We start from the raw sequence: 20,601 nt of genomic DNA, 5'->3' as shown, positions 1-20,601 counted from the left end.
TAAAAGTTTAAATTCTAACTGCGTCAGGTACTAATCCTGTATAGTCACCATTATTTCTGATTACATCTCTTACAATTGATGAAGAAATATAACTTTTACCCGAGGAGGTTAGTAAAAATACAGTCTCTATTTCAGAAAGTTTTCTATTAGTATGTGCAATAGCTTTTTCAAACTCAAAATCGGCAGGATTACGTAAACCTCTTAAAATAAATTGAGCATCTTGCTCTTTACAAAAGTTCACGGTAAGCCCACTATAGGTAAGCACTTTTATTTTTGGCTCGTGTTTAAAAGTCTCTTCTATAAAACGTTGGCGTTCTTCTAATGAAAACATGTATTTTTTATCTGCATTTACACCAATTGCGATGATTAACTCATCAAAAAGGGTAACACCACGTTCAATAATATCTAAGTGTCCTAAAGTTATTGGATCAAAAGATCCAGGAAAAATTGCTCTTTTCATTATATTTTGTCATTTAAAGCCATTTCAATAGCATTTCCGAATAATTCCGTTAAAGTAATACCCGCATGATTGGCTTGCTGTGGTAAAATACTTGCCTCAGTTAACCCAGGAACAGTATTCATTTCTATAAAATGTGGCTCATCGTTAACCAAAATATATTCAGAACGAGAAAAACCACGCATGTTTAAAATTTCATATACACGCTTAGCTACTTCTTTAACTCTTTTTCTTTGAGAGTCAGTTAAACGTGCAGGAGTAATTTCTTGTGACTCTCCTTCATATTTAGCTTTATAATCGAAAAAATCATTTTCTGAAACAATTTCTGTTATTGGTAGTACTTTTGTTACTCCTTTATATTGAATTACTCCAACAGAAACCTCAGTTCCGTCTAAAAAGCTTTCAATTAATATTTCAGTATCTTCTTCATATGCTTTTTCTATAGCAGGAATTAACTCTTCTTTAGTATATACTTTCGATATACCAAAACTAGAACCCGCACCATTTGGTTTTACAAAGCAAGGAAGTCCCACTTTTTGTATGAAAGCATCACAATCTATTTCATCCCCCTTGTTTAGGTATATAGAAATAGCAGTTGCTATTCCATATTGTTTTACCACGCTTAAGGTATCACGTTTATTAAAGGTTAAGGCCATTTGATAGAATGGGGCAGAGGTGTGTTTTATGCCAATAAGATCAAAATAGGCTAAGATAATTCCGTTTTCACCCGGTGTACCGTGAATAGCATTAAAAACACAATCGAATGTGATTTTTTGCTCTTTAACTTCAACTGAAAAATTTTCTCTATTTATTGGATATTCTACATTATTATCATCAACATATACCCATTTATTTTCTAAAATATGAACTTTAAAAGCGTTATACTTTTCTTTATCAATATGTTTGTAAACTACATTACCACTTTTTAGAGAAATTCCTACTTCTGAGGAATAACCTCCCATAATAATAGCGATGTTTTTTTTCACTTCAAATGTATTTCAATTACTGTTTTTATCATTGTTTGTCTAAAATCCAATCATTGGATTATACAAACTTACCAAAAAAACTCGTTTAAGACTTGTCGAATTTAAAATAGTAATATTTTTACTGTAAATTTGTGCGATCTTACAAAAAAATGATATGAGTAATTTTACAGAAAAAACTGGAGGTTTATTTCAATTTATAAAAAGTAAATCTTTTTTAAAAAACATAATTATAGCAGTTGTTTCAATACTAGTTTTTGTATTTGTATTACAATGGTGGTTAGGAGTTACAACAAACCACAATCAAAAAATACAAGTGCCTGATTTGCATAAAATGTCATTAGCTGATGTTGAGCAAAAACTAAGTGAATTAAATTTAGATTTTGTGGTAATTGATAGTGCAAGCTATAATCCTGAATATCCAAAAAAATCAATTATTGAACAAGATCCGGAAGCAGGTGATTTTGTAAAAGAAAAGCGTAAAATATATTTAACATTAAATCCATCTAAATATAGAGATGTAGAAGTTCCTAATTTAAATGGGCGTACCAGACGTCAGGCAACAACACATCTACGCTCAATAGGGTTTAAAGTTGGAACGAATGTTACTTGGGTTCATGATATAGGAAAAGATGTGGTTCGTGGATTAAAACATAACGGACAAAAAATAGAGCCAGGAACTAAGTTACCAAAACAAACAACCATCGACTTGATTTTAGGTGATGGTAATGGATACTAATTTTTATAACTGATTGATGCAGGAAGATAATACTCCAGAGATAGAGAATGATGATTTATATGAACATCATAGGTTTGTAGCAACAGATGGTCAAGTACCATTACGAGTAGATAAGTTTTTAATGAATTTTATTGAAAATGCTACTCGAAATAAAATACAGCAAGCAGCTAAAGCAGGAAATGTTTTAGTAAATGATGTTGCTGTAAAACCAAATTACAAAGTAAAACCTAAGGATGTTGTTAGAGTGGTATTAACATATCCACCTCACGAAAACTTATTAGTAGCAGAAGATATTCCTATTGATATAGTGTATGAGGATGATGAAGTAATAGTGGTGAATAAGCCAGCAGGTATGGTAGTACATCCTGGTCATGGAAATTATTCAGGTACGTTAGTAAATGGACTGATTCACCATATAGAAAACTTACCAAAGAATTCTAATGAGCGCCCTGGTTTAGTACATCGAATTGATAAAGATACTAGTGGGTTGTTGGTTGTTGCAAAAACTGAGTATGCAATGGCTCATTTATCTAAGCAATTTTTTGATCGTACTACAGAACGTTTATATTACGCTTTAGTTTGGGGGAATATAGAAGAGGGTGAAGGAACTATTGAAGGAAATATAGGTCGTAGCTTTAAAAATCGCTTACAAATGGATGTTTTCCCTGATGGAGAGCATGGTAAGCATGCAGTAACTCATTATAAAGTGTTAGAAAGACTTACGTATGTAACATTAGTGCAATGTAAGTTAGAAACGGGTAGAACGCATCAAATTAGAGCTCATTTTAAGCATATTGGTCACACACTTTTTAACGATGAGCGTTATGGAGGTAACGCAATTTTAAAGGGAACTACATTTACTAAATACAAACAATTTGTAGATAATTGTTTTAAAATATTACCAAGACAAGCTTTACATGCAAAAACGTTAGGTTTTACGCATCCAACCACTGGAGAATTTCTAAAGTTTGATTCTGAAGTACCTGAAGATATTACCGCTTGTTTAGAGAAATGGCGTACGTATTCTGAGCATTCTAAATTGGAAGAATAAAAACTTATTCAAAGGAAAAGGCTATATAAAATGAATTCATTTTATATAGCCTTTGTTTCATTTTTCTTATAAATCCACTCAATAATAAAACATAGGGTAATAATTCCAAGAGATACAAATACTCCAATTAGATTCGATTGAAGTTGTTGTTTGATTAGAATAACTAGAGCAATTACACATAAAAAACATCCTAATAAAGGAATTATTTTATTAGCACCTGTTTCTTTTGAAAGTTTAAAACCTACGTAATTTACAATTCCGAAAATAAGGATGAAGCCAACACTACCAGCAGTAGATATACTTTCTAAATTTAATGTGTTAACTAATACTAGAGTTGCTATAGCGGTAATTAGTAATCCGATAGGTTGATTCCAAAATTTGGCAAGAAAATGATGTGGTAATTCATCATCTTCAGCAATTTCATAGTTAACTTTACTACCTCCATATAATGAAGCATTAATGGCAGAGAAAGTAGAAATTAATGCAGCTATGGTTATGATAGTAAATCCTACTTGTCCTAACATTGGTTTAGCGGCTTCTGCTAGTACATAATCTTGCGCTTTGGCAATTTGATTAAATGGGAGAGAACCTACAGTAACAAGAGCAATGATAATGTACAACACAATTACAAATATTACAGAGTAGTAATAAGCTTTTGATATGTTTTTTTCAGGATTTAAAATATCGGGAGCAGCATTGGCTATTAACTCAAAGCCTTCATAGGCAACAAAAATAACCATACCACCAGCAAATAATTTGATAGGGTTTTCCCAGTTACTAATAGATAGTTGAGCCATATTAGGATTTCCTATTAGTCCATAAGCTCCGATGGCAATAAAACCAATAAGAATTATAAGTTTAATAACTACTGCGTATGATTCAATTTTTCCCACTACAGCAATACTGTAGTAGTTAATTGCTGTAGCTATAATAATAATAGCACTAGCATATATATGAAAGTTGATTGTTTTGTTTTGAGTTATTTCCCATAGGTTAGGAGCATAAGAGCCAAAAGCAGAAGCATATAAAGAAAGCATTACAATATAGCTTACCCATAAAAGATTGTTAATAGCTCCGCTAAAAATGGTTCTTCCAAAACCTTGATTAATAAATTTTACAGTGCCACCTCTATCTGGATATTTTTTTGAAAGATTTACATAGCTATATGAGGTTAATAAAGCTAGTATTCCTGCAAGTAAAAAAGCAATTGGAGTTCCTCCTTTAGCAAGTAAAACAGCTAGACCTAAAACGGCAAAAATACCACCGCCTACCATACCACCAATCCCTATTGAAATAGCTTCTTTTAATCCAATTTTTTTAGACATAGTTAGTGACTGTTAGTTAATGTAACAGCCACTAAAGTACTTATTTATTTTTAAAGATTGATTAATCAGAATTATTAGAAAAAGGAGTGTTTTATTCAAGTTATTTGTGCTTTTTTAATCGTTTACCTGTTTCAAAAACGGATAATCTGTATACCCTCTAGCATCCCCACCACCAAATAACGTATGTGTATCAGTAATTTTGTTTAATGGAGCGTTTAGTTTTACTCTTATCGGATAATCAGGGTTCGTTAAAAAATTGCGTCCAAAACCAATTAAATCAACTAGTCCTTTTTCTAATAAATCTTCTCCTTGCTCAGGTGTTTTGTTACCAGTAGCAATAATAGTTTTACTAAATGTTTTACGAAGGTTATCTCTAAAACTATTAGGGATTTTTGGAGCGTCATCCCAATCAGCTTCACATATATGCAAGTAAGTAACTCCGATTTTTTCAAGCTCTTGGGTAGCAATCATTATAGTGTCTAATATTTCGGGATCATTCATGTCTTTAAAACTAATAAAAGGGGAGAGGCGAACCCCGGTTTTTTCATTACCTACTTCCTGAGCAACTGCTTGAGTGATTTCGGTTAGTAATCGAACTCTATTTTCTTTAGATCCTCCATATTCGTCTGTTCGTTGGTTAGAGTTACTTCTTAAAAACTGGTCTATTAAGTACCCATTGGCTCCATGAATTTCAACACCATCAAAACCTGCTTCAATTGCATTTTTTGCTCCTATCCTGAATTCTTCTATTACTTGATTAATATCAGCTTTAGTCATTGCTCTAGGCTCTTCTACAGATACAAAAGTTGCATCACCATTTGGAGCACCGTCAAAAATATAAACGCTAGTTTCTTTAGCAGCTTTTTTAGAAGGAGCAATAGGTTGTAATCCGTTTACTTTAGCGCTAGATACGCGACCAACATGCCATAATTGTAAAAATATTTTACTTCCTTTTTTATGTACTTCATTCGTAATTAATTTCCAACCTTCAATTTGTTCTTGTGTATAAATTCCAGGTGTTTTAGCGTAGCCTTTTCCTTGTAGTGAAACTTGAGTAGCTTCAGATATAATTATTCCTGCTGAAGTTCTTTGTCCATAATATTCAGCCATTAATTTATTAGGAATATCACCAGGCTGTGAACTTCTGGAACGTGTCATGGGAGCCATTAAAAATCTGTTTTTTAATGTTAAGCCATTCTTGTTATAGGGTTGATATAATTTTTTTAAAGCCATGATTTACAAAGTTTTAATTATTTAATAGTACAAATTTACTATGGTTTGAAAGTTATGTTTTTGTATAAATTCATGTTTTACTTGTAAAAATATATTGTGCTACTCTGTAAACTCTACGGTTGTGAAATGTAGCGTAGTGGTACCAATATTTTCCAAGTTATGTATGAAGAAGTTTTTAGTGTTTAAGTTATTTAAATACTTAATATCATTAGGTTCATAATATGTTTCAATTATAGAGCCATTAGAAAAATAAGAACGAGAGCAACCTTTTGTATGACAAACATAAAAATAGGGTTTGTCGTGTTTATGAAAGGGAAGAGCTTGCCCAGGTTCCAGTTCAATATACCATATTTTAACACGTTTATTTTCTAATAATAAATGTTGTCCAATTTTATGACTATTTGCTCCTAATTGAATGGCCTTTTTTAAGGATTCTGTCCAATGTACAGACCAATTGCCAGCTGTGTTTATTGTTTCTACTTTCATAAGGAGGGTATTAGTTTATAGCATATAATAACCATTCTTTAAACTCATGCTTAGGAAGAATGATGTCTTTTTTGAAGCTGAAACCTAATTTATTAAGTAATTTTTGTGAACTAGTATTACTAGGGCGTGTAATAGCTACTAGGTTTTTAATTTTGAACTTATTTACAGCTACTTCTTTTATTTTAGAAGCACTTTCAAAAGCATATCCTTTACCTTCGAATTGAGGTAAAAAAGCAAAACCAAAATCAATTCCATCAACTCCTTCACGATCATAAAGTCCAACAGTTCCTATTTTTTCATTATCAGATTGTTTAATTATAGTGTAACTAGAGTATCCTAGTTGGTTGAATTGCCCAAGCATAATTGTTTCAATATATTGCTTTGCATGATGAGTTGATGCTATATTCCTATTTCCAATATTCTCAATCCATTTAGGAGTATTAAATAAGTTGAAAATAAAGTCAGCATCCTCAGTATTTGTTGGACGTATAATTAATCTTTCTGTTTGATATTTTGAGTTCATTTTATATTAATGATTTACAGATGTTTTTCTCTTAATGTTGATAGTTTGTTGTCAATAGACCATTTATTCTCTGATACTTGACTTATAATAAAGAAATAAAATAAAGCATATAACATTTGGGCACCAGCCCATTCCCAATGTTCTATTAAACAAGAACCAAGAATAAGTATGGCAATAACAAGAGCACCAGCAATAGCTGTTCTGTAAGTAAATAAGCCAATAATTAATAATGTACCTATGATAAATTCTATGAAAGGTAATATGCTTCCCCATGTGTATAAAAGAAAGTCTGGAAGTATACTTTCTTGAAATTGACTTACCATCCAATCACGGAATGAAGGGATTTTTGGCAATCTTGTTAATCCATGTCCAAAAAAAATGATTCCCATGGTAATACGTAGCAATGCATACGCTGTTTGTTTAGGTGTGGCTTTCATTTATTTACTTTTCTTTAAATATGCTGGTAGCTCATTAGTCAACCAATCTTGTCTTACTGGTACATGTACATCTAAATCAAGTGTGTTTTCCAGTGCAAAAAACTCGTGAGAAACATTTTCTGGAAAAACAATTACTTGACCAGCAGAGATGATATAGGTTTTTCTTTTTCCTTTATCAATAGTGTTAATTTTTACTTTTCCTTTAAGGATATAGGTAATTTGTTCATTTGGGTGTTTGTGCATTGGAATATGTACACCTTTTTTCAAGTGAAAATAGGCCATTTGCCCTTTGGCACCATGAAGCCATTGTCGCGTAATTCCTTTGCTTATGGTATCATGTGGCATGGATTCAAAGTTTATAACTTGAATATTTTCTACTTTTTTACCTAGAGATATCGTATTTTCTTGCGCAGCTATTTGTCCGAAAAAAGTTAAGAAACTACCTAAGAATATTAATTTTATGTTCATAATGTTACTTTTTAAAGTGATATTTCAATAATTTATGACTCAACATTAATGGAATGTATAGCGTTTTAGTAGTCTTATCAAAATAAGTGTCAGCACTTCCCTGGGGTAAGTCTATTACAAGTAGCCCTTTATCATTTCCTTTTTTTAAGTAGAATAGGCTTCCTGTTAACCAATCAGTAATTAAAAAACCATGTAAAGTTTCGCTGAGTCCATCTAAGTTTCCAAAAGGCTGACTTAAGGGTTTGATTTTTTTTGTTTTTAAATTGATTTTAACCAAATGTCCTGGTGTTTTGGTAGCAAATGTTTTAGCATCTAAATCTATACCCCAACCAGCAGCTATTAAGTTATTTTTTGATAGAGATAAGCCATTAGGCATGTTTAATTTATCATCTTTTAACCATAACTCAACTTTTCTAGCCCCTTTAATTGGGAGTTTGTAAATAGCACTAAATCCAAAGGTGTTAGAAGCATAAATATTTCCTTTTTTATCAGCAACAATATCATTGAGGAAGGTAGCATCTTTGGCTATAAATCGTTGGACTTGTTTACTAGCTATATCAACTTCAACAATAGTATTAATATCCGTAACGTATAATTTTCCTTTGTGAATAGTAAGTCCTTTAGGAGCATCTAATCCCTTAAGCCATTCTAGTTCTATTATTTCTCCATCTAAACTTATTTTAGATATAAAACCATTACCATCTTTATTAGTAGGAGCGCCGTTTACATTAGATACATATAATACTTGGTTTGTTTTATCAAAAACTACACTTTCAGGATTTTTTAAACCTTCTAGTTCCCAGTTTTTTTCTAATTGAAAAGGTAATTTGTTTTGCGCATTAATAATTGTTAGTGTACTAAGTACAAGGTATAAATAGATTGCATGTTTCATGTTAGTACTCTTATTTGTTAAATTTTAATTCGGCGTTATCAATTGGTGTATTAGGGTCGTTTATTACCATTTTAGCAATGTTATCTTTACGCATAAACACTACACCTTCATGTTGTTTTGCATATTCAATAAATTGATTTACAACATTAACTACTGCTGGAGTACCTCCAATTCTATCGTGTAAACTCACACTCATCATTCTCCTTTTAGAGGCACCTTCTTTATAAAGTTGATCGAATTCTGTTTTAAGTTGAAATAAGAATTGATCTGGTGACCAGTTTTTACCAGCAATATTTACAATATCATTGTTACGCAGCGTATAAGGCATTACAACAAAGTTTTTACCTCTTACTTTAGTAATGAAAGGTTCATCACGACTTACATCATCAATATGGTATAAAAAGCCAAGTTCCTGTAAAACTTTAAGAGTGTTGGGGCTTCGGCGTAACCAGTTGGCATTGTACCCACGTCCTCTTTTTCCTGTAATTGCTTCTACTGTGTCAATTCCTTTTTTAACAAAGGCAAGTTCATCCTCGTAACTTAAATTCCATTGATCGTCCCAAGCAATTCCGTGAGCGGCTATTTCGTGTCCTTTGTTGGCCATAGCCTTAGCGATTTCAGGATATTTTATTGCAGCTTCACCTACAACATGAGAGGTTACTTTTATATCATGTTTATCCCATAAATCCATCATTCGCCACATTCCTTCTCTAGCTCCATAACGAAACCAGCTTTCAGCAGGCAAATCAGGATTTCCTTTAGGTAATGGGTTTCCTGAAAAAGGGCTTTCAGCTCCTTCAGGTTGTCCTCCTGTTTCAAACTGCATTGAAAAAGAAATGACTAATTGAGCTCCGTTAGGCCAATAGCTTTTTTTTGCTACAGCTTTTGTCGAAGTAGAACTTGTTTTACTTGTATTCTTTTGCTCTTTTTTACAAGCATTTAATGTTAAACTTACCGCTATGATAGCCAATGCTATAATGCTATTATTTTTCATTTTATATTGTTTAATTGACTGTTGTGATTGCAAAATTAGTAGCTGTTTTAAGCTGTATTGTTGTATAAATACATTGTATATTTGTATAAAAGCATTTTAATGACACAACGTTTTTATATTACTAAGAATTTAGATGTATTTGAGTTTGAAGCAGAGAAGGAGTGGGGCTATCCAAGACATAAGCACCATTTTTTTGAGTTAACTTTTGTTTTAAAAGGAAGTGGAAAACATGTTTTAAACGAAAGTGTTATTGATTATAAAGAAGGAGATTTGTTTTTTTTAACTCCAAAAGATGAACATGAGTTTATTATTGGTGAGCCAACAAAATTTGGTGTGGTGAAATTTACAGAACAGATGTTTTTAGAAAAGGCTACATTTTCTACAAGTACTTATTGGAGAAAGAATTTAGATGCAGTAATTTTTCATCGGAACATTGTTGCTAAAAGTGTAATTAGTTGCGAAACAGATAAAGAGCAACTTTTTAGGCTTTATCATTTAATAAAAAGTGAATTGCATAGTCCGTTAACCTATAGTCGTAATGTATTGTCTGAATTGTTTGGAGCTTTGTTAATTATATTGTCGAGAAACTTAAAGTCTACATTAAAAAACAGCGGACATGTTTATGATAAGAATAAAGTAAATTTAATATTGACATACATACGACAAAATGTGCAAAATAAAGAGCTTATAAAGGTTGATGTTATTGCAGAAACTTTTCATTTGTCACCAAACTATGTTGGTGTTTTTGTAAAGAAACACACTGGTATATCGTTAAAACGTTATATAATGGAAACCAAAATAAAAATGGCAGAAAGTTTGTTAAAGCAAAGTAGTTTAAGTATTGGGGAAATAGCAGAGAAAATAGGTTTCACAGACTCTAGCCATTTTAATAAAACGTTTAAAAAATACATGGGCAAAAATCCAAGTGAATATCAGGGGTAAGTAATGTTTAGCTATTTGTGATTGATCTTTTTTAATTATAGCAGTAGATTTAAAAGCAGATGAGTATTGGTAATTACTAATAAATCATGTTTAATAATCGTAAAATTCTTTTAAGATAATATCTTTTCCTTTGGTTAGGTTTTTTAATTCACTCAAAAGGTAATATCTGTGCATGAATCCACATAGTACAACAATTCTTTTTCCTTTGTTTTGTTCTGAAATTCGCATTATATTTTTAGCCATTGTCTGATTTCTTAAATCCCAAAAATCACAAGCCAACTGAAATCCGTCACGGTAACTTATTTTTTCTCCATTTGGTTTGGTATGAAAACGAGTAGCAAATTCATCTCTTACACTGGTTATTTTTGGTAACATTTTATATTGATAATATTGTCTTTCGGCACAAATACTATCTGTTGTAGGATTGTTAAAGTTTTCAGGTGATTTAGAAGCTAATACTATTAAAGGCTCTAAAAGAGCTTTATATTTATTATGAATTACAGACTCTGTAGGAGACAATAAATTAGCCTTGTTTAAACTGTCTAATAACTTTGTGGTTAAGCCATCAGTAGGACGAGAGCCTATGTTTATTCTATATTCATTTCGCCCTTCAAACTCATAAGGTCTTAATTTTGTTGAAGGATACTTATTAACATATTTTTCAGATGCCATATCTTCATTACTATTAGAAATATTTTTGTGTCTAAAATTAGAAGTGAAAAATGAAGAATCTAATTCTTGCAATATAAAATCAGGCTTTACGTCTTCTAATATTTTAAAGAGTGTTTCTGAATTAAAATTAGGTTCTGGTTTATGTAGAGTTCCTATAACAATTATTTCAGTTGCTTTTTCTGTTTTACAAGAAAATGTTATTGTTAATAGTAGTAATACTAGCGTAATTTTTTTCATTATTTTTAATTATCTATGTAGAAGTTTTTTGTGATTTTGTTCTTTTAATCAATGGTAGCCAAGATAAAATAAAAAAACTACAAAAGATATAGTTAGAAGGTGAGCAGTAACTACAAGTAGTCCTTTAATAATCAATAACAATTTTTTAAAAAACATTACTCATTTTTGATAGGGCTACAAATTTCTATTAAGAAACCATTAATGTCTTTTACATAACCTACCTTTTGTCCCCAAGGTTTTTCTTTGAGTGGTTCAAATTCAATAGCTCCCATGTCAATGGCTTTTTTAAAATCGACTTCTATATTTTCTGATACAAAAGCCATTTCTATTCCAAAAGGTTTATTAGATGTATTTGCTTTTACAGTTTTTTCTTTAAAGTTAGATTTTTCCAATTCATAGGAAGCAAAAGCAATGGTTGTTTCTCCAGAAATTAATTCTCCATAATCATTTTCAGGTGTGATAAATTTTGAAGTAAAACCGAAAGCTTTTTCGTAAAAGTCAATAGTTTCTTTTACGTTTTTAACATAAAGTATAGTATATCCGTATTTCATTATAGCTCTTTTTATACAAGTAAAATTACTTATTTTTTAGATACTTTGTATAAAAAAAGCTATTTATAGTATAAGTATAACCTATGAGGCTTTTAATGTAAAGCTTATTATTTTATTTATGCTTACTACCAAATGGAGCTCTTTTAATTAAATACTTAATTGTACTATGGTATTTATCTAAACCAGCCATAAATGGTTTACGAGAAACAGAGTAAATATTAGAGCCTTTATCATTATATATATCCATTGTAATCTTAGAGTCATATGTGTCTGAAGTAGATGAGCTACCAGAGCTAATAGCTGTTCCTTTTCTCTTAGTTCTGTCTTTTTTTGATTTGTATGTAGTTACCGTAGATCCTGAGGTTCTGGTTCCTGTGTTTTCAACATCATAAGAACCAAAAACTACATGCTCAACCCCAAGTGTAATAGCTAACTCATTAGGTAACATTGTTTCAAGCTGATTAACAGAAATATTGTTTTTAGCTAAAGTAGCGTTAACAATTCTAGGGTCTATAACTTCAATCATAGGTGACTCCTTCTTTATGGTATTAGTACAATCAGTCTGAATTTGTCTTCCAATGGCCTCTTTATCTACTGAAGCCATATTAGTTATAACTTTAAAAGGAAGTACAGCCATTTTACCTTTTCTAATAACAAGGTTTGAGGTACTTTGAGTATTTTGTTTTGTTGCTTTTTCAGAAATTAATTGAGTTCGTCCGCTGGCAAAAATAATTTTATTGACTTCAGCTCGTTTGATTTTATATTCTAAGGTTTCACCGGTAAAAATGAATGTAATTTCACTATCATTAATGGCTGTTACTTTTCCTTTTCTTTCTTTTCCATCCATCATAATAACTGTATCAGCAGTATCTTGTGCAGTTGCTGAAAATGATAGAAAGAATATTAAAAAAGATAAAACTGTAAGGGGGGTAGAGTTAAATAAGTTTTTCATGGTTTTGTAATTTTTTATTGGGAATGAAAATACAAAAAAAAATGATTATGAGTTGTATAGCTATTTTATAACAAGCTAAATTTTAGTTATCTCTTACAATTTCATCACCTCTGTAGGTGTGATTTTTATCTTTATATAATAATGAGTGTTTTTTATTTACTGGTCCAAAAGTAGCTACATCAGCACCTTTTAATAGTTTTCCATAAACGAATACATAATTTTTATCTTTTGAGTAATAAGACGTTTCAAAAATACTAAAGGTCTTTGGATCAGCTTTTTCTATAATATTTTCGTGATAAAACACATGATTTTTGTCTCTAGAATAAGGAAATTGAATGATTTGAAAAGACGAAGCATCAGCTTTTTCAATTATAATTCCATCATACATTACCTTATTGTCAAATAGTAGAAACTTATCTTCTAATATGGTTAAATTATCAATGTTTTGGTAAGGTATAGAAGTGAGAGAATCTACCTTTTCACCATTTATATATTCTTGAAAATCATAAATATTGTTATTATCTGCAATATATCTACTATTGATTTTTTTTGTTGTAGTAGGATCTATTATAGAAGCTAGCAATTCATAGTTTTTTAAAGAATATACTTGGTTTTTGTCTTTAGCAAAGCTTTTATTTAAAATAGTAAAAGAGTTATAATCCACATCAATAGGCACGTAATTATAAAAATAATGTTTGTCGTCTTTAGACCAGTCGCTATCAATTTTTTGAAATGTTTTCGGATTAGCTTTCGCAACCTTCCATAAATGCTTTTTTTCTTGGTTGGTTTGAGTAAAGTCGTGAGGTAAATAATTTAAAGCTCTATATACATTGTCTTTATCAAAACAGATGTAATTGTCATCATCAACATAGAAAGTAGCGGTATCTACTTCATTATCTATAATATGAGTTTTAAAGAATAAATGATTTTTGTCTTTCCCAAAATCTCTTCCTAAAACTTTAAAACTCTCAACATCTGCATTTATTTTGGTATTACCCAGTTCAAACCAATTTCCCATAGGGGAATAACAAATATTTCTTTTTGATTTTGAATAGTAATAAGAATCTGAAATGGATTTATCAACGGGGCCAGCAAAAGGACTACAGGCTTGGCTAATTATAGCCATGATAAACAAGGATACTTTTACAAGTGGGGAATGTTTAGCTCGTGTAATTTTTTTAATTATAGAGTTCAAAATAAGTATAATTATGATTATTGATATATAAGGATGGTTTGTAATTAAGTTCATTAAATAACTATAATCTTTTTATTTAACTTTTAGAGTTTTGTTAAAGAATATTATTAGTTGATGCCTTTTTTATTCAGTTTTGAATAAGTTAATAGTGTAGTCTAATAACTTCATATCTCCATATTTTCCGTGTCCAGGAACAACAATTTTTATATTGGGGTATTCTAGTTTAATCTTTTCAACAGTATTAGACCATTCTGAAACATTGGCATCTGCTAAATTTCCTTTGCTGGCATTAAGTGTTTTTGTTAAACATCCTCCGAACATAATATTTTCATAAGGGAAATAACCAACAACGTTATCTTTCGTATGTCCTTCTCCAAAATATTTTGCAATAATATCTTTATTACCAACTTTTAATATAAGAGAATCTTTAAAGCTGTTTTGTGGAACTTCAGAATTATTTTCTTTAGCAAGCTCTATAGTTTTATAATATGAATGAGAAGGAATTTGATGTTGGTGAAATGCCTTTAATCCACCTAAACAATCATCATGAAAATGAGTTGGAATAATTGCGTTAATTTTTGAGTCAAGAGTTTCATTTACCCATTTTATTAACTCTTCTGAGGTAGAGTTATCTGTTGGGGTATCAAAAATTATGACTTCATTCTTATAGCTAAAAATTAAACCGTTACAAGGAACATTTCCGAAACTTTCAGTTTGTAAAAAAGAGGTATGTTGAAATGAGTTTTTAGAAATTTGCTTGATAATCAGGTTTTTAGTTTTATAAACCTCTTTAGATTTAAAAGAATCATTTTTTTTATGGTCACAGCTTGTAACTGTTAATGAAATTAAGATTATAAATAAAGTTTTTATTACAGCTTTCATTTAGGTATGTATATTAGTGTTTTTTTGATTTAGTTCTTCAAATTGTCATTAGCGCAATTTTATAGCTTCTCTTTTTATCCATTTCATTGCTATGTTAAATGGTTCTTTAGAGGCTGAATATCCAGTGTTATGACCTAATGCAGGGAATAGAACATGTTCGAAAGGTTTATTCTGAGATTTTAAGTTATTAAGGTTTTCTATGCACAATTTTGCAGGTATCTGAATATCTTTTTCACCAAAAAGCCAAAGACCAGAAATTGAAAGATTGCTCAATGCATCTAGAGGGTCAGTAGCTTTAAATTGGTATCTGTCAGGATCATTTTTAGTGTGTTGTTTGGCATCCTCTTCGGTATGATTTTTCCAAAAGTCAGAATTTCCATTAGTATAAAATTGAAACCTGAGCTGTTCAAGAGTTGTAATAGTAGGACAACTAAACAATACCATGAATTCTACAAGTGGATTTTTGTTTGCAGCAATTGGAATTATCCAACCTGCTTGGCTAAAACCTAATAAACCAATAGGCAGACTTTTATTTTCTTGTTGAATCAAATTTACAGCTGCACTTGCATCTTTTGCTAATAAATCAAGATTATCTGTACTAATATTGTTCGTGCCTACTTCAGGCCCTGCATAAATTCCACCTGATTCTCCAACACCACGCTTATCGTAAGTAAATACTAAAATGTTATTTTTAGCTAATAATTCAGCGAATTTGGTCATTCTCGGAACACTATCAGAACCGTGTACTATAACAACAGAAGCATGAGGTTTTTTTGGGGTGTAAATTGTACCAGCCAAAGTAACCCCTTCACTCTCAAATGTTACATCTTTTGTTTTTATTGAATCTATTGATTCGACTTTTGTTTGAGTAACTGAGATGCTTTTATGTTTAGCTAATTTATTACAACCAATTAAAGTTATACATAAAAATAGTAAAAGGAGACTGATATGTTTCATAAGTGGGTTATTTCTTACTTGAATTTAGAATGTATTGCTACCACTAGTTTATATACAGAATAAATTTACTGTTATATTCCTTTTATGGTATGATAAGCGGAAGTTTTTAGCAATTTTTGTTTTTTTATTAGCGCTAGCCAAGATAAAACAAAATAAAAAACCGTACAAAAATGTACGGTTAAAATGGTGTTTTTGAGCTGTGATAGGTGAATTTTGAATCCATTGTAATGTGGCTATATAATATTTTACTTACGATTTTATTTTTCAATTTTTTCTACCATTAATAGTATTTCTTTATTAATTATCTCAGCATTCTCTTTTTTTGTAATTATGGTACCATGACTTGCTTCAATAACAAATTGTTTACTGTTAGTAGATAGTTCTGCCAGTTCTTTTTGTATATCTAACCATAATTGAATTTGTTTGTCAGGATCAATACCATTCTTTCTATATCTTTCTTTTTGAGGTTCGCTATACTGTTCAGTAGCGGTAAAAACTAAAACAGGTAATGAATCTAAACTTTTTGCTTGACCTGCTCGCTCAAGGATATCTTTATTGATGCGGTTTTCTTTTAAATATCTGTGATAAATCTTACCTGAATAAGAAGCAAGATTGAGGTTACGGATATGACTGTCTTTAGGTAAGCCATCATTTTTAGCTTTAGGGCTAGTTATTTTATTATAGATCCCTCTTATTCCCATATCTGAAATAACAGCAGTAATTTTTACGAAGTTAATTTGTTCTTTTGGAATCAGTTCTTTTTGAGCTAGTCGTTCCCATTGTTCAGGGTGACTAGAGTCAAGGAAGACCATTCCTTTTACTTCATTTGGGTATAGGTCTCTAAATATTTGATTGTAAGGTCCACCCATAGAATGACCTATAAGTATATAAGGAGGTTTTTCTCCACTTTTTTCAAGTAATTCGTGTAATTGGTGCGCATAGAATTCTGATGTAATACTATCCTTACTTGATTCGCTAAACCATTTTCCTTCTCTGTCATAACGTATTACTCTCATATTTTTCTTCAATCCTTCTGCAATCCAATGAAGCATATCTGTATGACTATTGGCGCCAGCTTCAAGAATAATAGTTGGTAAATCGTTTTTTTTACCTTCAGCTCTTATGTGAAGTTTTGTTCCGTTGACATCAACTAATTTTCCAGGAGGAACAGGTTTTGAACTAAACAAACGGTAACATGCTCCTGATACTATTAAGAGTAGTATAATTCCAACTAAAAATGTACCTATCCATTTGAGAGTTTTTAGAATTAATTTCATAGTAATTTTTATATATAATAAACTTATTGTGTGTTCGTACTTTATTCTTCCATTAAGAATTTCAATTCTTCACAAGTTTTACTCGGTACAAATTCAGTCAGTTCATAATCTGCTAATTCATTTTTCTTGAAAGGGTCTTTTTCTATAATCTTCTCCAATTCAGATTTAGATTTGACATTTGATAATATTACTCCGCCCGTTCTTGGTATTTTTCGTCCAGAAGCTATAAAATGTCCTAATTCATATTGCTTATTTAGAAATTCAATATGCTCGTTAAGAAAGTGGTCAATTTTTTTTAGTTCTGTTTTATAAGTCAGATTAATTATAAACATTTAAAGTTTTATTTATTCAATTATGAATTTTTTGCCTGTCTGTATAGACTAGTAGTTACACTAGCTAGCATTAAATTTTGATAGTTAAGTCACGAACTTGCCGTAATTTTGGTTATACATTGTTTGTTGTGTACAGCTCTTATTTTGTACCAATTATTTTTATATTCTCTCCATTGACTTGAATTACTTCAGTGTTACTTATAGGAATTAAATCAATTTTGTCTTTGTAATCGACCATGATTTCTTCGACCGATTTTTTGAAAGGTTCGTTCGTATGATGAGGCAATGTGTAAAATGAGACAACGTTCAAAGCATTGTAATCATCCAGATTTTTTGCTTTTACTTTGTCATCCATTTTCTCAACATATTCTATGTTTTTCGACATAATAATAGAACCAGCCGAAGCTCCAATGTATGGTTTTCCTTTTTTTATTTCTTTAAGTATGATTTTGTCAGCTCCAGAGGTTTTTAATTCTTGAAGCAGATAAAACGTGTTTCCTCCTGAAATATAGATGAAATCATTTTTTTTGATTACTTGTTCAATTTGACTTGTGCCAGTATTGGAAATGTCCAATTCCTCAATTATAATCCCGAGTTTTTCAAATGCTTTTCTATCATTTGTAACATAGGCTTTATATTCTTCAGGAACACTTGCTGTTGGAATAAATGTTATTCTCTTATTTTTTAATTCTTCTCCAAGAAATGGTTCCAAAAATTCAGAAACATCTACAAACGATGAAGAAAGGAAAAGTTTTGTCATTTTTTATTTAGCGTTTTGTTATTTAAAACTCCATTATATCTTCATTAATAAAGTTATAGTCATTATTTATTAATTTTTCTAAGTACTCGTCAAAGCTATCGGCTATTACTTTGAATTCATCTGGATCGTGCAAAAACCTTACTATTTGTCCTTTTTTTCCTTTTTCAGAAGGACTGAAATCTATAAATAATTGAGAAGTTCCGCCATTATTCATACAATCAGAAAAGTGAAGCCACTTAACAACCTCCGAATTATTGGTTATTTTTTCGTCTATATCAACTCCTTCGTATTTTCTTTCAATATAATCTGAATAGTATTCTTTTGCTTTACTTTGATTTTCAACTATTTCTTTAGAAGATAATAGGTAATAGGGGTATTCATTAACATCAGAACCTAAAATAAAAAAGGAGGTTTCCTCGTTTCCATATTTCCGCCAATATGTTCCATCAACGTATTCAAGTAAGTTAATTAAAGTATCTGGAATATCAGGATAAATTTGTTTTAACCTATCAATATTTACTTTTTCAGCGCCGTGTATAACTTTTTCAAAATGCTCCCAATCCTCCTGTCCATTATTTTCTAAATATGCTTTTTTAAGTCCGTTTATATATTTTTCAATTACTGTATTCATATTTATTTTGTTATAGTTGGTTTGCACTAGCAATTAATTTTATACGGTGTTGTAGCACGTTTTTTATTTTAAAGTGTTATAAAATTCTTCTGGATTTGTAATAAATATATGAGCTCGAGATTCTTTAATTAATTCAGCTAAACTTTCAATTTTTGGTTCGCTTAAATTTCCGTTTTCATCCATTAAAATCCAATCATTTCGGTTGCATAATTCCAACATTGAATTTAAGAAATCCAGTTTCGAATCTCTTAAATCAGTCCGAAATCTAAAATCTTCTATAAAATTCTCTTTTTCATTATAGTCAATACTCAAATCGTGGTCAACTTCTCCGTTTTCAATTTTCCAACTTTCATTATTCCACGTAGCTCTTGGAATAATTTTGTCAATTTCATTTTTTAATTCCGTAATGTTAATCTGGATTCCTTTCCACCATTTTGTTGAAATCGCATCTTCAAATTCAGGTTCTGGTGCTTTATTCAGTTCCATATTCCAATACTTTTCCCATTCAACGTGTTTAACTTCAAGCTGTTTTGGAATTTCGCCATATTTGTTTTCAATTGACTTTCTTGGAAGTATAAAGGTTAGAAATTGGTATGTTGCCATAGGGTTTTCTTAAATGTGCTACAACGGTCTAGGTTATGAGTAGTTACATGGGTTAGCACTTAACTTTGCAAGTACACACCAAACTGAAAATACGCGAGAATTTTCAGACGTAAGCGAGAACAAGCAATTACTTATAGCCATTGTTGGCACCAGTTTTTATTCACATAATTTTTTAAGTTTATCAAAATCTTCATCGGCTTCAAAATGCTCATTTTTTTCAAGGTCTAACTTAAGCGCTTTCTTAAAATCTTTACAAGCATCTTTTTCCTCGCCAAGTTCCAAATAAATGCCTGCTCGATTGAAAAGTCCAATATCATAGTTCTTTTTCAACTTCAAGGCTTTATTAATTTTTGATAATGCTTTTTTTGGTTTCTCAATTTCTCTATAAAGACTTGCCCAATTGTTATAAAGAATATGAAGGTTTGGCTGATTTGGAAATTCAGTCACTATTTTTTGATAATCCACTAATGCTTCATCAAACAATTCTAATTTCTTTTTTATGTTTATCAGATTAGCTAATGATTTGAAATCTTTTGGTGTTCTTTCTAATTGTGATTCTAAATCTGTTTTCGCATTCTCATACTTTTCTAACCTTATATTTGCGTAGGCTCTATCAAAGTAAATATCAGAGAAAGAAGGCTTTTTTTCAATTATTTTCGAATAGTCAGATATTGCCATTTCAAAATTTCCATTATCTATATAGGTGTTCGCTCTTGCATAAAGGACGCTTAAATTGTCAGGATTTAATTCTAAAGATTTAGAATAGTCAGATATAGCTAATTCATATTGTTTTCTCATTCGGTACACGTTTCCTCGATTCGAGTATGGTCCTGGCAAATCAGGATAAAGTTTTATTGCCTTTTCAAAAATTGAAAATGCTTTATCTATTTTTCCTTTTTTCGCAAGTTCAACTCCTTCAGAGTTCAGTTCCAGCACAGTTTGAGCAATTAAATTTTGAGTCGTTATTAATAGGATTGCTATTGCTAAAATTTTATTCATTTCTTTTTTTTAATTGGTGCCAA

At 30.7% G+C, this 20,601-nt stretch carries 25 protein-coding genes; 3 read left to right on the top strand and 22 right to left on the bottom strand.

Annotated elements, in window-relative coordinates:
• Nucleotides 1-7: 7 nt before the first annotated feature.
• Both coaD and VBY68_RS03925 read right to left on the bottom strand, forming a co-directional pair.
• Entirely contained in the window at nucleotides 8-460 is a 453-nt protein-coding gene (gene coaD, locus VBY68_RS03930; RefSeq protein ID WP_099214238.1) for a pantetheine-phosphate adenylyltransferase, read from the bottom strand.
• Nucleotides 460-1,443 carry a D-alanine--D-alanine ligase gene (locus VBY68_RS03925; RefSeq protein WP_415268945.1) on the bottom strand — a complete coding sequence of 328 codons (984 nt, stop codon included), beginning with the start codon at nucleotides 1,441-1,443 and terminating at the stop codon, nucleotides 460-462. Before VBY68_RS03925 ends, coaD begins: the two co-directional genes overlap by 1 nt.
• A 154-nt stretch (nucleotides 1,444-1,597) precedes the next feature.
• Here VBY68_RS03925 and VBY68_RS03920 point away from each other — a divergent pair, with 154 nt between their 5' ends.
• Together VBY68_RS03920 and VBY68_RS03915 are read left to right on the top strand one after the other, a co-directional pair.
• The gene (locus tag VBY68_RS03920) at nucleotides 1,598-2,179 is read left to right on the top strand and encodes a PASTA domain-containing protein (RefSeq protein WP_099214240.1); all 582 of its coding nucleotides are present in this window, start codon (nucleotides 1,598-1,600) and stop codon (nucleotides 2,177-2,179) included.
• A 16-nt stretch (nucleotides 2,180-2,195) separates the two neighbouring features.
• Nucleotides 2,196-3,230 (top strand): RluA family pseudouridine synthase, encoded by a 1,035-nt coding sequence (locus tag VBY68_RS03915; protein WP_415268944.1) that lies wholly within the window; start codon nucleotides 2,196-2,198, stop codon nucleotides 3,228-3,230.
• Nucleotides 3,231-3,271: 41 nt separating this feature from the next.
• On the opposite strand, the gene VBY68_RS03910 is transcribed toward VBY68_RS03915, so the two are convergent.
• From VBY68_RS03910 to VBY68_RS03875, 8 genes are all read right to left on the bottom strand, one after another.
• Entirely contained in the window at nucleotides 3,272-4,555 is a 1,284-nt protein-coding gene (locus tag VBY68_RS03910) for an APC family permease (RefSeq protein ID WP_099214242.1), read from the bottom strand.
• Between the two features lie 114 nt (nucleotides 4,556-4,669).
• Nucleotides 4,670-5,788, bottom strand: coding sequence for an alkene reductase (locus tag VBY68_RS03905; protein WP_415268943.1), 1,119 nt, complete (start codon nucleotides 5,786-5,788; stop codon nucleotides 4,670-4,672).
• 99 nt (nucleotides 5,789-5,887) lie between these two features.
• Nucleotides 5,888-6,274: a cupin domain-containing protein gene (locus tag VBY68_RS03900; protein ID WP_124588919.1), complete on the bottom strand. Its 387-nt coding sequence runs from the start codon at nucleotides 6,272-6,274 to the stop codon at nucleotides 5,888-5,890.
• 10 nt (nucleotides 6,275-6,284) lie between these two features.
• Nucleotides 6,285-6,797, bottom strand: coding sequence for a GNAT family N-acetyltransferase (locus VBY68_RS03895; RefSeq protein WP_415268942.1), 513 nt, complete (start codon nucleotides 6,795-6,797; stop codon nucleotides 6,285-6,287).
• Between the two features lie 14 nt (nucleotides 6,798-6,811).
• Nucleotides 6,812-7,234 (bottom strand): DoxX family protein, encoded by a 423-nt coding sequence (locus tag VBY68_RS03890; RefSeq protein ID WP_415268941.1) that lies wholly within the window; start codon nucleotides 7,232-7,234, stop codon nucleotides 6,812-6,814.
• On the bottom strand, nucleotides 7,235-7,702 hold the full coding sequence (locus VBY68_RS03885; protein WP_415268940.1) for a cupin domain-containing protein: 468 nt from the start codon (nucleotides 7,700-7,702) through the stop codon (nucleotides 7,235-7,237).
• Nucleotides 7,703-7,706: 4 nt separating this feature from the next.
• Nucleotides 7,707-8,594 (bottom strand): SMP-30/gluconolactonase/LRE family protein, encoded by an 888-nt coding sequence (locus tag VBY68_RS03880; protein WP_415268939.1) that lies wholly within the window; start codon nucleotides 8,592-8,594, stop codon nucleotides 7,707-7,709.
• A 10-nt stretch (nucleotides 8,595-8,604) separates the two neighbouring features.
• Nucleotides 8,605-9,588 carry a polysaccharide deacetylase family protein gene (locus VBY68_RS03875; protein ID WP_415268938.1) on the bottom strand — a complete coding sequence of 328 codons (984 nt, stop codon included), beginning with the start codon at nucleotides 9,586-9,588 and terminating at the stop codon, nucleotides 8,605-8,607.
• 99 nt (nucleotides 9,589-9,687) lie between these two features.
• Here VBY68_RS03875 and VBY68_RS03870 point away from each other — a divergent pair, with 99 nt between their 5' ends.
• Nucleotides 9,688-10,530: an AraC family transcriptional regulator gene (locus VBY68_RS03870; protein WP_099214249.1), complete on the top strand. Its 843-nt coding sequence runs from the start codon at nucleotides 9,688-9,690 to the stop codon at nucleotides 10,528-10,530.
• Between the two features lie 90 nt (nucleotides 10,531-10,620).
• On the opposite strand, the gene VBY68_RS03865 is transcribed toward VBY68_RS03870, so the two are convergent.
• The 12 genes from VBY68_RS03865 to VBY68_RS03810 form a co-directional block, all read right to left on the bottom strand.
• The gene (locus VBY68_RS03865) at nucleotides 10,621-11,439 is read right to left on the bottom strand and encodes a hypothetical protein (RefSeq protein WP_415268937.1); all 819 of its coding nucleotides are present in this window, start codon (nucleotides 11,437-11,439) and stop codon (nucleotides 10,621-10,623) included.
• A 155-nt stretch (nucleotides 11,440-11,594) separates the two neighbouring features.
• Entirely contained in the window at nucleotides 11,595-11,990 is a 396-nt protein-coding gene (locus tag VBY68_RS03860) for a VOC family protein (RefSeq protein WP_415268936.1), read from the bottom strand.
• 112 nt (nucleotides 11,991-12,102) lie between these two features.
• The gene (locus tag VBY68_RS03855) at nucleotides 12,103-12,942 is read right to left on the bottom strand and encodes a hypothetical protein (RefSeq protein ID WP_415268935.1); all 840 of its coding nucleotides are present in this window, start codon (nucleotides 12,940-12,942) and stop codon (nucleotides 12,103-12,105) included.
• Nucleotides 12,943-13,024: 82 nt separating this feature from the next.
• Entirely contained in the window at nucleotides 13,025-14,068 is a 1,044-nt protein-coding gene (locus VBY68_RS03850; protein WP_415268934.1) for a DKNYY domain-containing protein, read from the bottom strand.
• Between the two features lie 192 nt (nucleotides 14,069-14,260).
• Entirely contained in the window at nucleotides 14,261-15,019 is a 759-nt protein-coding gene (bla, locus tag VBY68_RS03845; RefSeq protein WP_415268933.1) for a subclass B1 metallo-beta-lactamase, read from the bottom strand.
• Nucleotides 15,020-15,067: 48 nt separating this feature from the next.
• A complete protein-coding gene (locus VBY68_RS03840) occupies nucleotides 15,068-15,976 on the bottom strand; it encodes an alpha/beta hydrolase family protein (protein WP_415268932.1) in 909 nt (302 codons plus the stop codon).
• Between the two features lie 257 nt (nucleotides 15,977-16,233).
• Entirely contained in the window at nucleotides 16,234-17,253 is a 1,020-nt protein-coding gene (locus VBY68_RS03835; protein WP_415268931.1) for an alpha/beta fold hydrolase, read from the bottom strand.
• A gap of 41 nt (nucleotides 17,254-17,294) precedes the next feature.
• Nucleotides 17,295-17,585, bottom strand: coding sequence for a YciI family protein (locus tag VBY68_RS03830; RefSeq protein WP_415268930.1), 291 nt, complete (start codon nucleotides 17,583-17,585; stop codon nucleotides 17,295-17,297).
• A gap of 139 nt (nucleotides 17,586-17,724) precedes the next feature.
• Entirely contained in the window at nucleotides 17,725-18,345 is a 621-nt protein-coding gene (locus tag VBY68_RS03825) for a Type 1 glutamine amidotransferase-like domain-containing protein (protein ID WP_415268929.1), read from the bottom strand.
• A 22-nt stretch (nucleotides 18,346-18,367) separates the two neighbouring features.
• Nucleotides 18,368-18,976 carry an SMI1/KNR4 family protein gene (locus VBY68_RS03820; protein ID WP_415268928.1) on the bottom strand — a complete coding sequence of 203 codons (609 nt, stop codon included), beginning with the start codon at nucleotides 18,974-18,976 and terminating at the stop codon, nucleotides 18,368-18,370.
• Between the two features lie 63 nt (nucleotides 18,977-19,039).
• Nucleotides 19,040-19,579, bottom strand: a complete 540-nt coding sequence (locus VBY68_RS03815) for a hypothetical protein (RefSeq protein WP_415268927.1) — start codon at nucleotides 19,577-19,579, stop codon at nucleotides 19,040-19,042.
• A gap of 156 nt (nucleotides 19,580-19,735) precedes the next feature.
• On the bottom strand, nucleotides 19,736-20,578 hold the full coding sequence (locus VBY68_RS03810; RefSeq protein ID WP_415268926.1) for a tetratricopeptide repeat protein: 843 nt from the start codon (nucleotides 20,576-20,578) through the stop codon (nucleotides 19,736-19,738).
• Nucleotides 20,579-20,601: the final 23 nt, after the last annotated feature.

This window comes from Tenacibaculum ascidiaceicola (assembly GCF_047470925.1).
GTDB classification, from domain to species: Bacteria; Bacteroidota; Bacteroidia; order Flavobacteriales; family Flavobacteriaceae; genus Polaribacter; species Polaribacter discolor.
Note: the sequence above shows the minus strand (reverse complement) of the source record. Positions and strands in the feature narration are given on the sequence as shown.

What these genes read in the sequence shown, in the direction of transcription:
- VBY68_RS03815 (WP_415268927.1), bottom strand. Translation starts at nt 19,579, where the DNA reads ATGGCAACATACCAATTTCTAACCTTTATACTTCCAAGAAAGTCAATT.
- bla (WP_415268933.1), bottom strand. Translation starts at nt 15,019, where the DNA reads ATGAAAGCTGTAATAAAAACTTTATTTATAATCTTAATTTCATTAACA.
- coaD (WP_099214238.1), bottom strand. Translation starts at nt 460, where the DNA reads ATGAAAAGAGCAATTTTTCCTGGATCTTTTGATCCAATAACTTTAGGA.
- VBY68_RS03830 (WP_415268930.1), bottom strand. Translation starts at nt 17,585, where the DNA reads ATGTTTATAATTAATCTGACTTATAAAACAGAACTAAAAAAAATTGAC.
- VBY68_RS03910 (WP_099214242.1), bottom strand. Translation starts at nt 4,555, where the DNA reads ATGTCTAAAAAAATTGGATTAAAAGAAGCTATTTCAATAGGGATTGGT.
- VBY68_RS03820 (WP_415268928.1), bottom strand. Translation starts at nt 18,976, where the DNA reads ATGAATACAGTAATTGAAAAATATATAAACGGACTTAAAAAAGCATAT.
- VBY68_RS03900 (WP_124588919.1), bottom strand. Translation starts at nt 6,274, where the DNA reads ATGAAAGTAGAAACAATAAACACAGCTGGCAATTGGTCTGTACATTGG.
- VBY68_RS03860 (WP_415268936.1), bottom strand. Translation starts at nt 11,990, where the DNA reads ATGAAATACGGATATACTATACTTTATGTTAAAAACGTAAAAGAAACT.
- VBY68_RS03880 (WP_415268939.1), bottom strand. Translation starts at nt 8,594, where the DNA reads ATGAAACATGCAATCTATTTATACCTTGTACTTAGTACACTAACAATT.
- VBY68_RS03865 (WP_415268937.1), bottom strand. Translation starts at nt 11,439, where the DNA reads ATGAAAAAAATTACGCTAGTATTACTACTATTAACAATAACATTTTCT.
- VBY68_RS03915 (WP_415268944.1), top strand. Translation starts at nt 2,196, where the DNA reads ATGCAGGAAGATAATACTCCAGAGATAGAGAATGATGATTTATATGAA.
- VBY68_RS03885 (WP_415268940.1), bottom strand. Translation starts at nt 7,702, where the DNA reads ATGAACATAAAATTAATATTCTTAGGTAGTTTCTTAACTTTTTTCGGA.
- VBY68_RS03850 (WP_415268934.1), bottom strand. Translation starts at nt 14,068, where the DNA reads ATGGCTATAATTAGCCAAGCCTGTAGTCCTTTTGCTGGCCCCGTTGAT.
- VBY68_RS03890 (WP_415268941.1), bottom strand. Translation starts at nt 7,234, where the DNA reads ATGAAAGCCACACCTAAACAAACAGCGTATGCATTGCTACGTATTACC.
- VBY68_RS03895 (WP_415268942.1), bottom strand. Translation starts at nt 6,797, where the DNA reads ATGAACTCAAAATATCAAACAGAAAGATTAATTATACGTCCAACAAAT.
- VBY68_RS03835 (WP_415268931.1), bottom strand. Translation starts at nt 17,253, where the DNA reads ATGAAATTAATTCTAAAAACTCTCAAATGGATAGGTACATTTTTAGTT.
- VBY68_RS03905 (WP_415268943.1), bottom strand. Translation starts at nt 5,788, where the DNA reads ATGGCTTTAAAAAAATTATATCAACCCTATAACAAGAATGGCTTAACA.
- VBY68_RS03920 (WP_099214240.1), top strand. Translation starts at nt 1,598, where the DNA reads ATGAGTAATTTTACAGAAAAAACTGGAGGTTTATTTCAATTTATAAAA.
- VBY68_RS03855 (WP_415268935.1), bottom strand. Translation starts at nt 12,942, where the DNA reads ATGAAAAACTTATTTAACTCTACCCCCCTTACAGTTTTATCTTTTTTA.
- VBY68_RS03870 (WP_099214249.1), top strand. Translation starts at nt 9,688, where the DNA reads ATGACACAACGTTTTTATATTACTAAGAATTTAGATGTATTTGAGTTT.
- VBY68_RS03840 (WP_415268932.1), bottom strand. Translation starts at nt 15,976, where the DNA reads ATGAAACATATCAGTCTCCTTTTACTATTTTTATGTATAACTTTAATT.
- VBY68_RS03810 (WP_415268926.1), bottom strand. Translation starts at nt 20,578, where the DNA reads ATGAATAAAATTTTAGCAATAGCAATCCTATTAATAACGACTCAAAAT.
- VBY68_RS03875 (WP_415268938.1), bottom strand. Translation starts at nt 9,588, where the DNA reads ATGAAAAATAATAGCATTATAGCATTGGCTATCATAGCGGTAAGTTTA.
- VBY68_RS03825 (WP_415268929.1), bottom strand. Translation starts at nt 18,345, where the DNA reads ATGACAAAACTTTTCCTTTCTTCATCGTTTGTAGATGTTTCTGAATTT.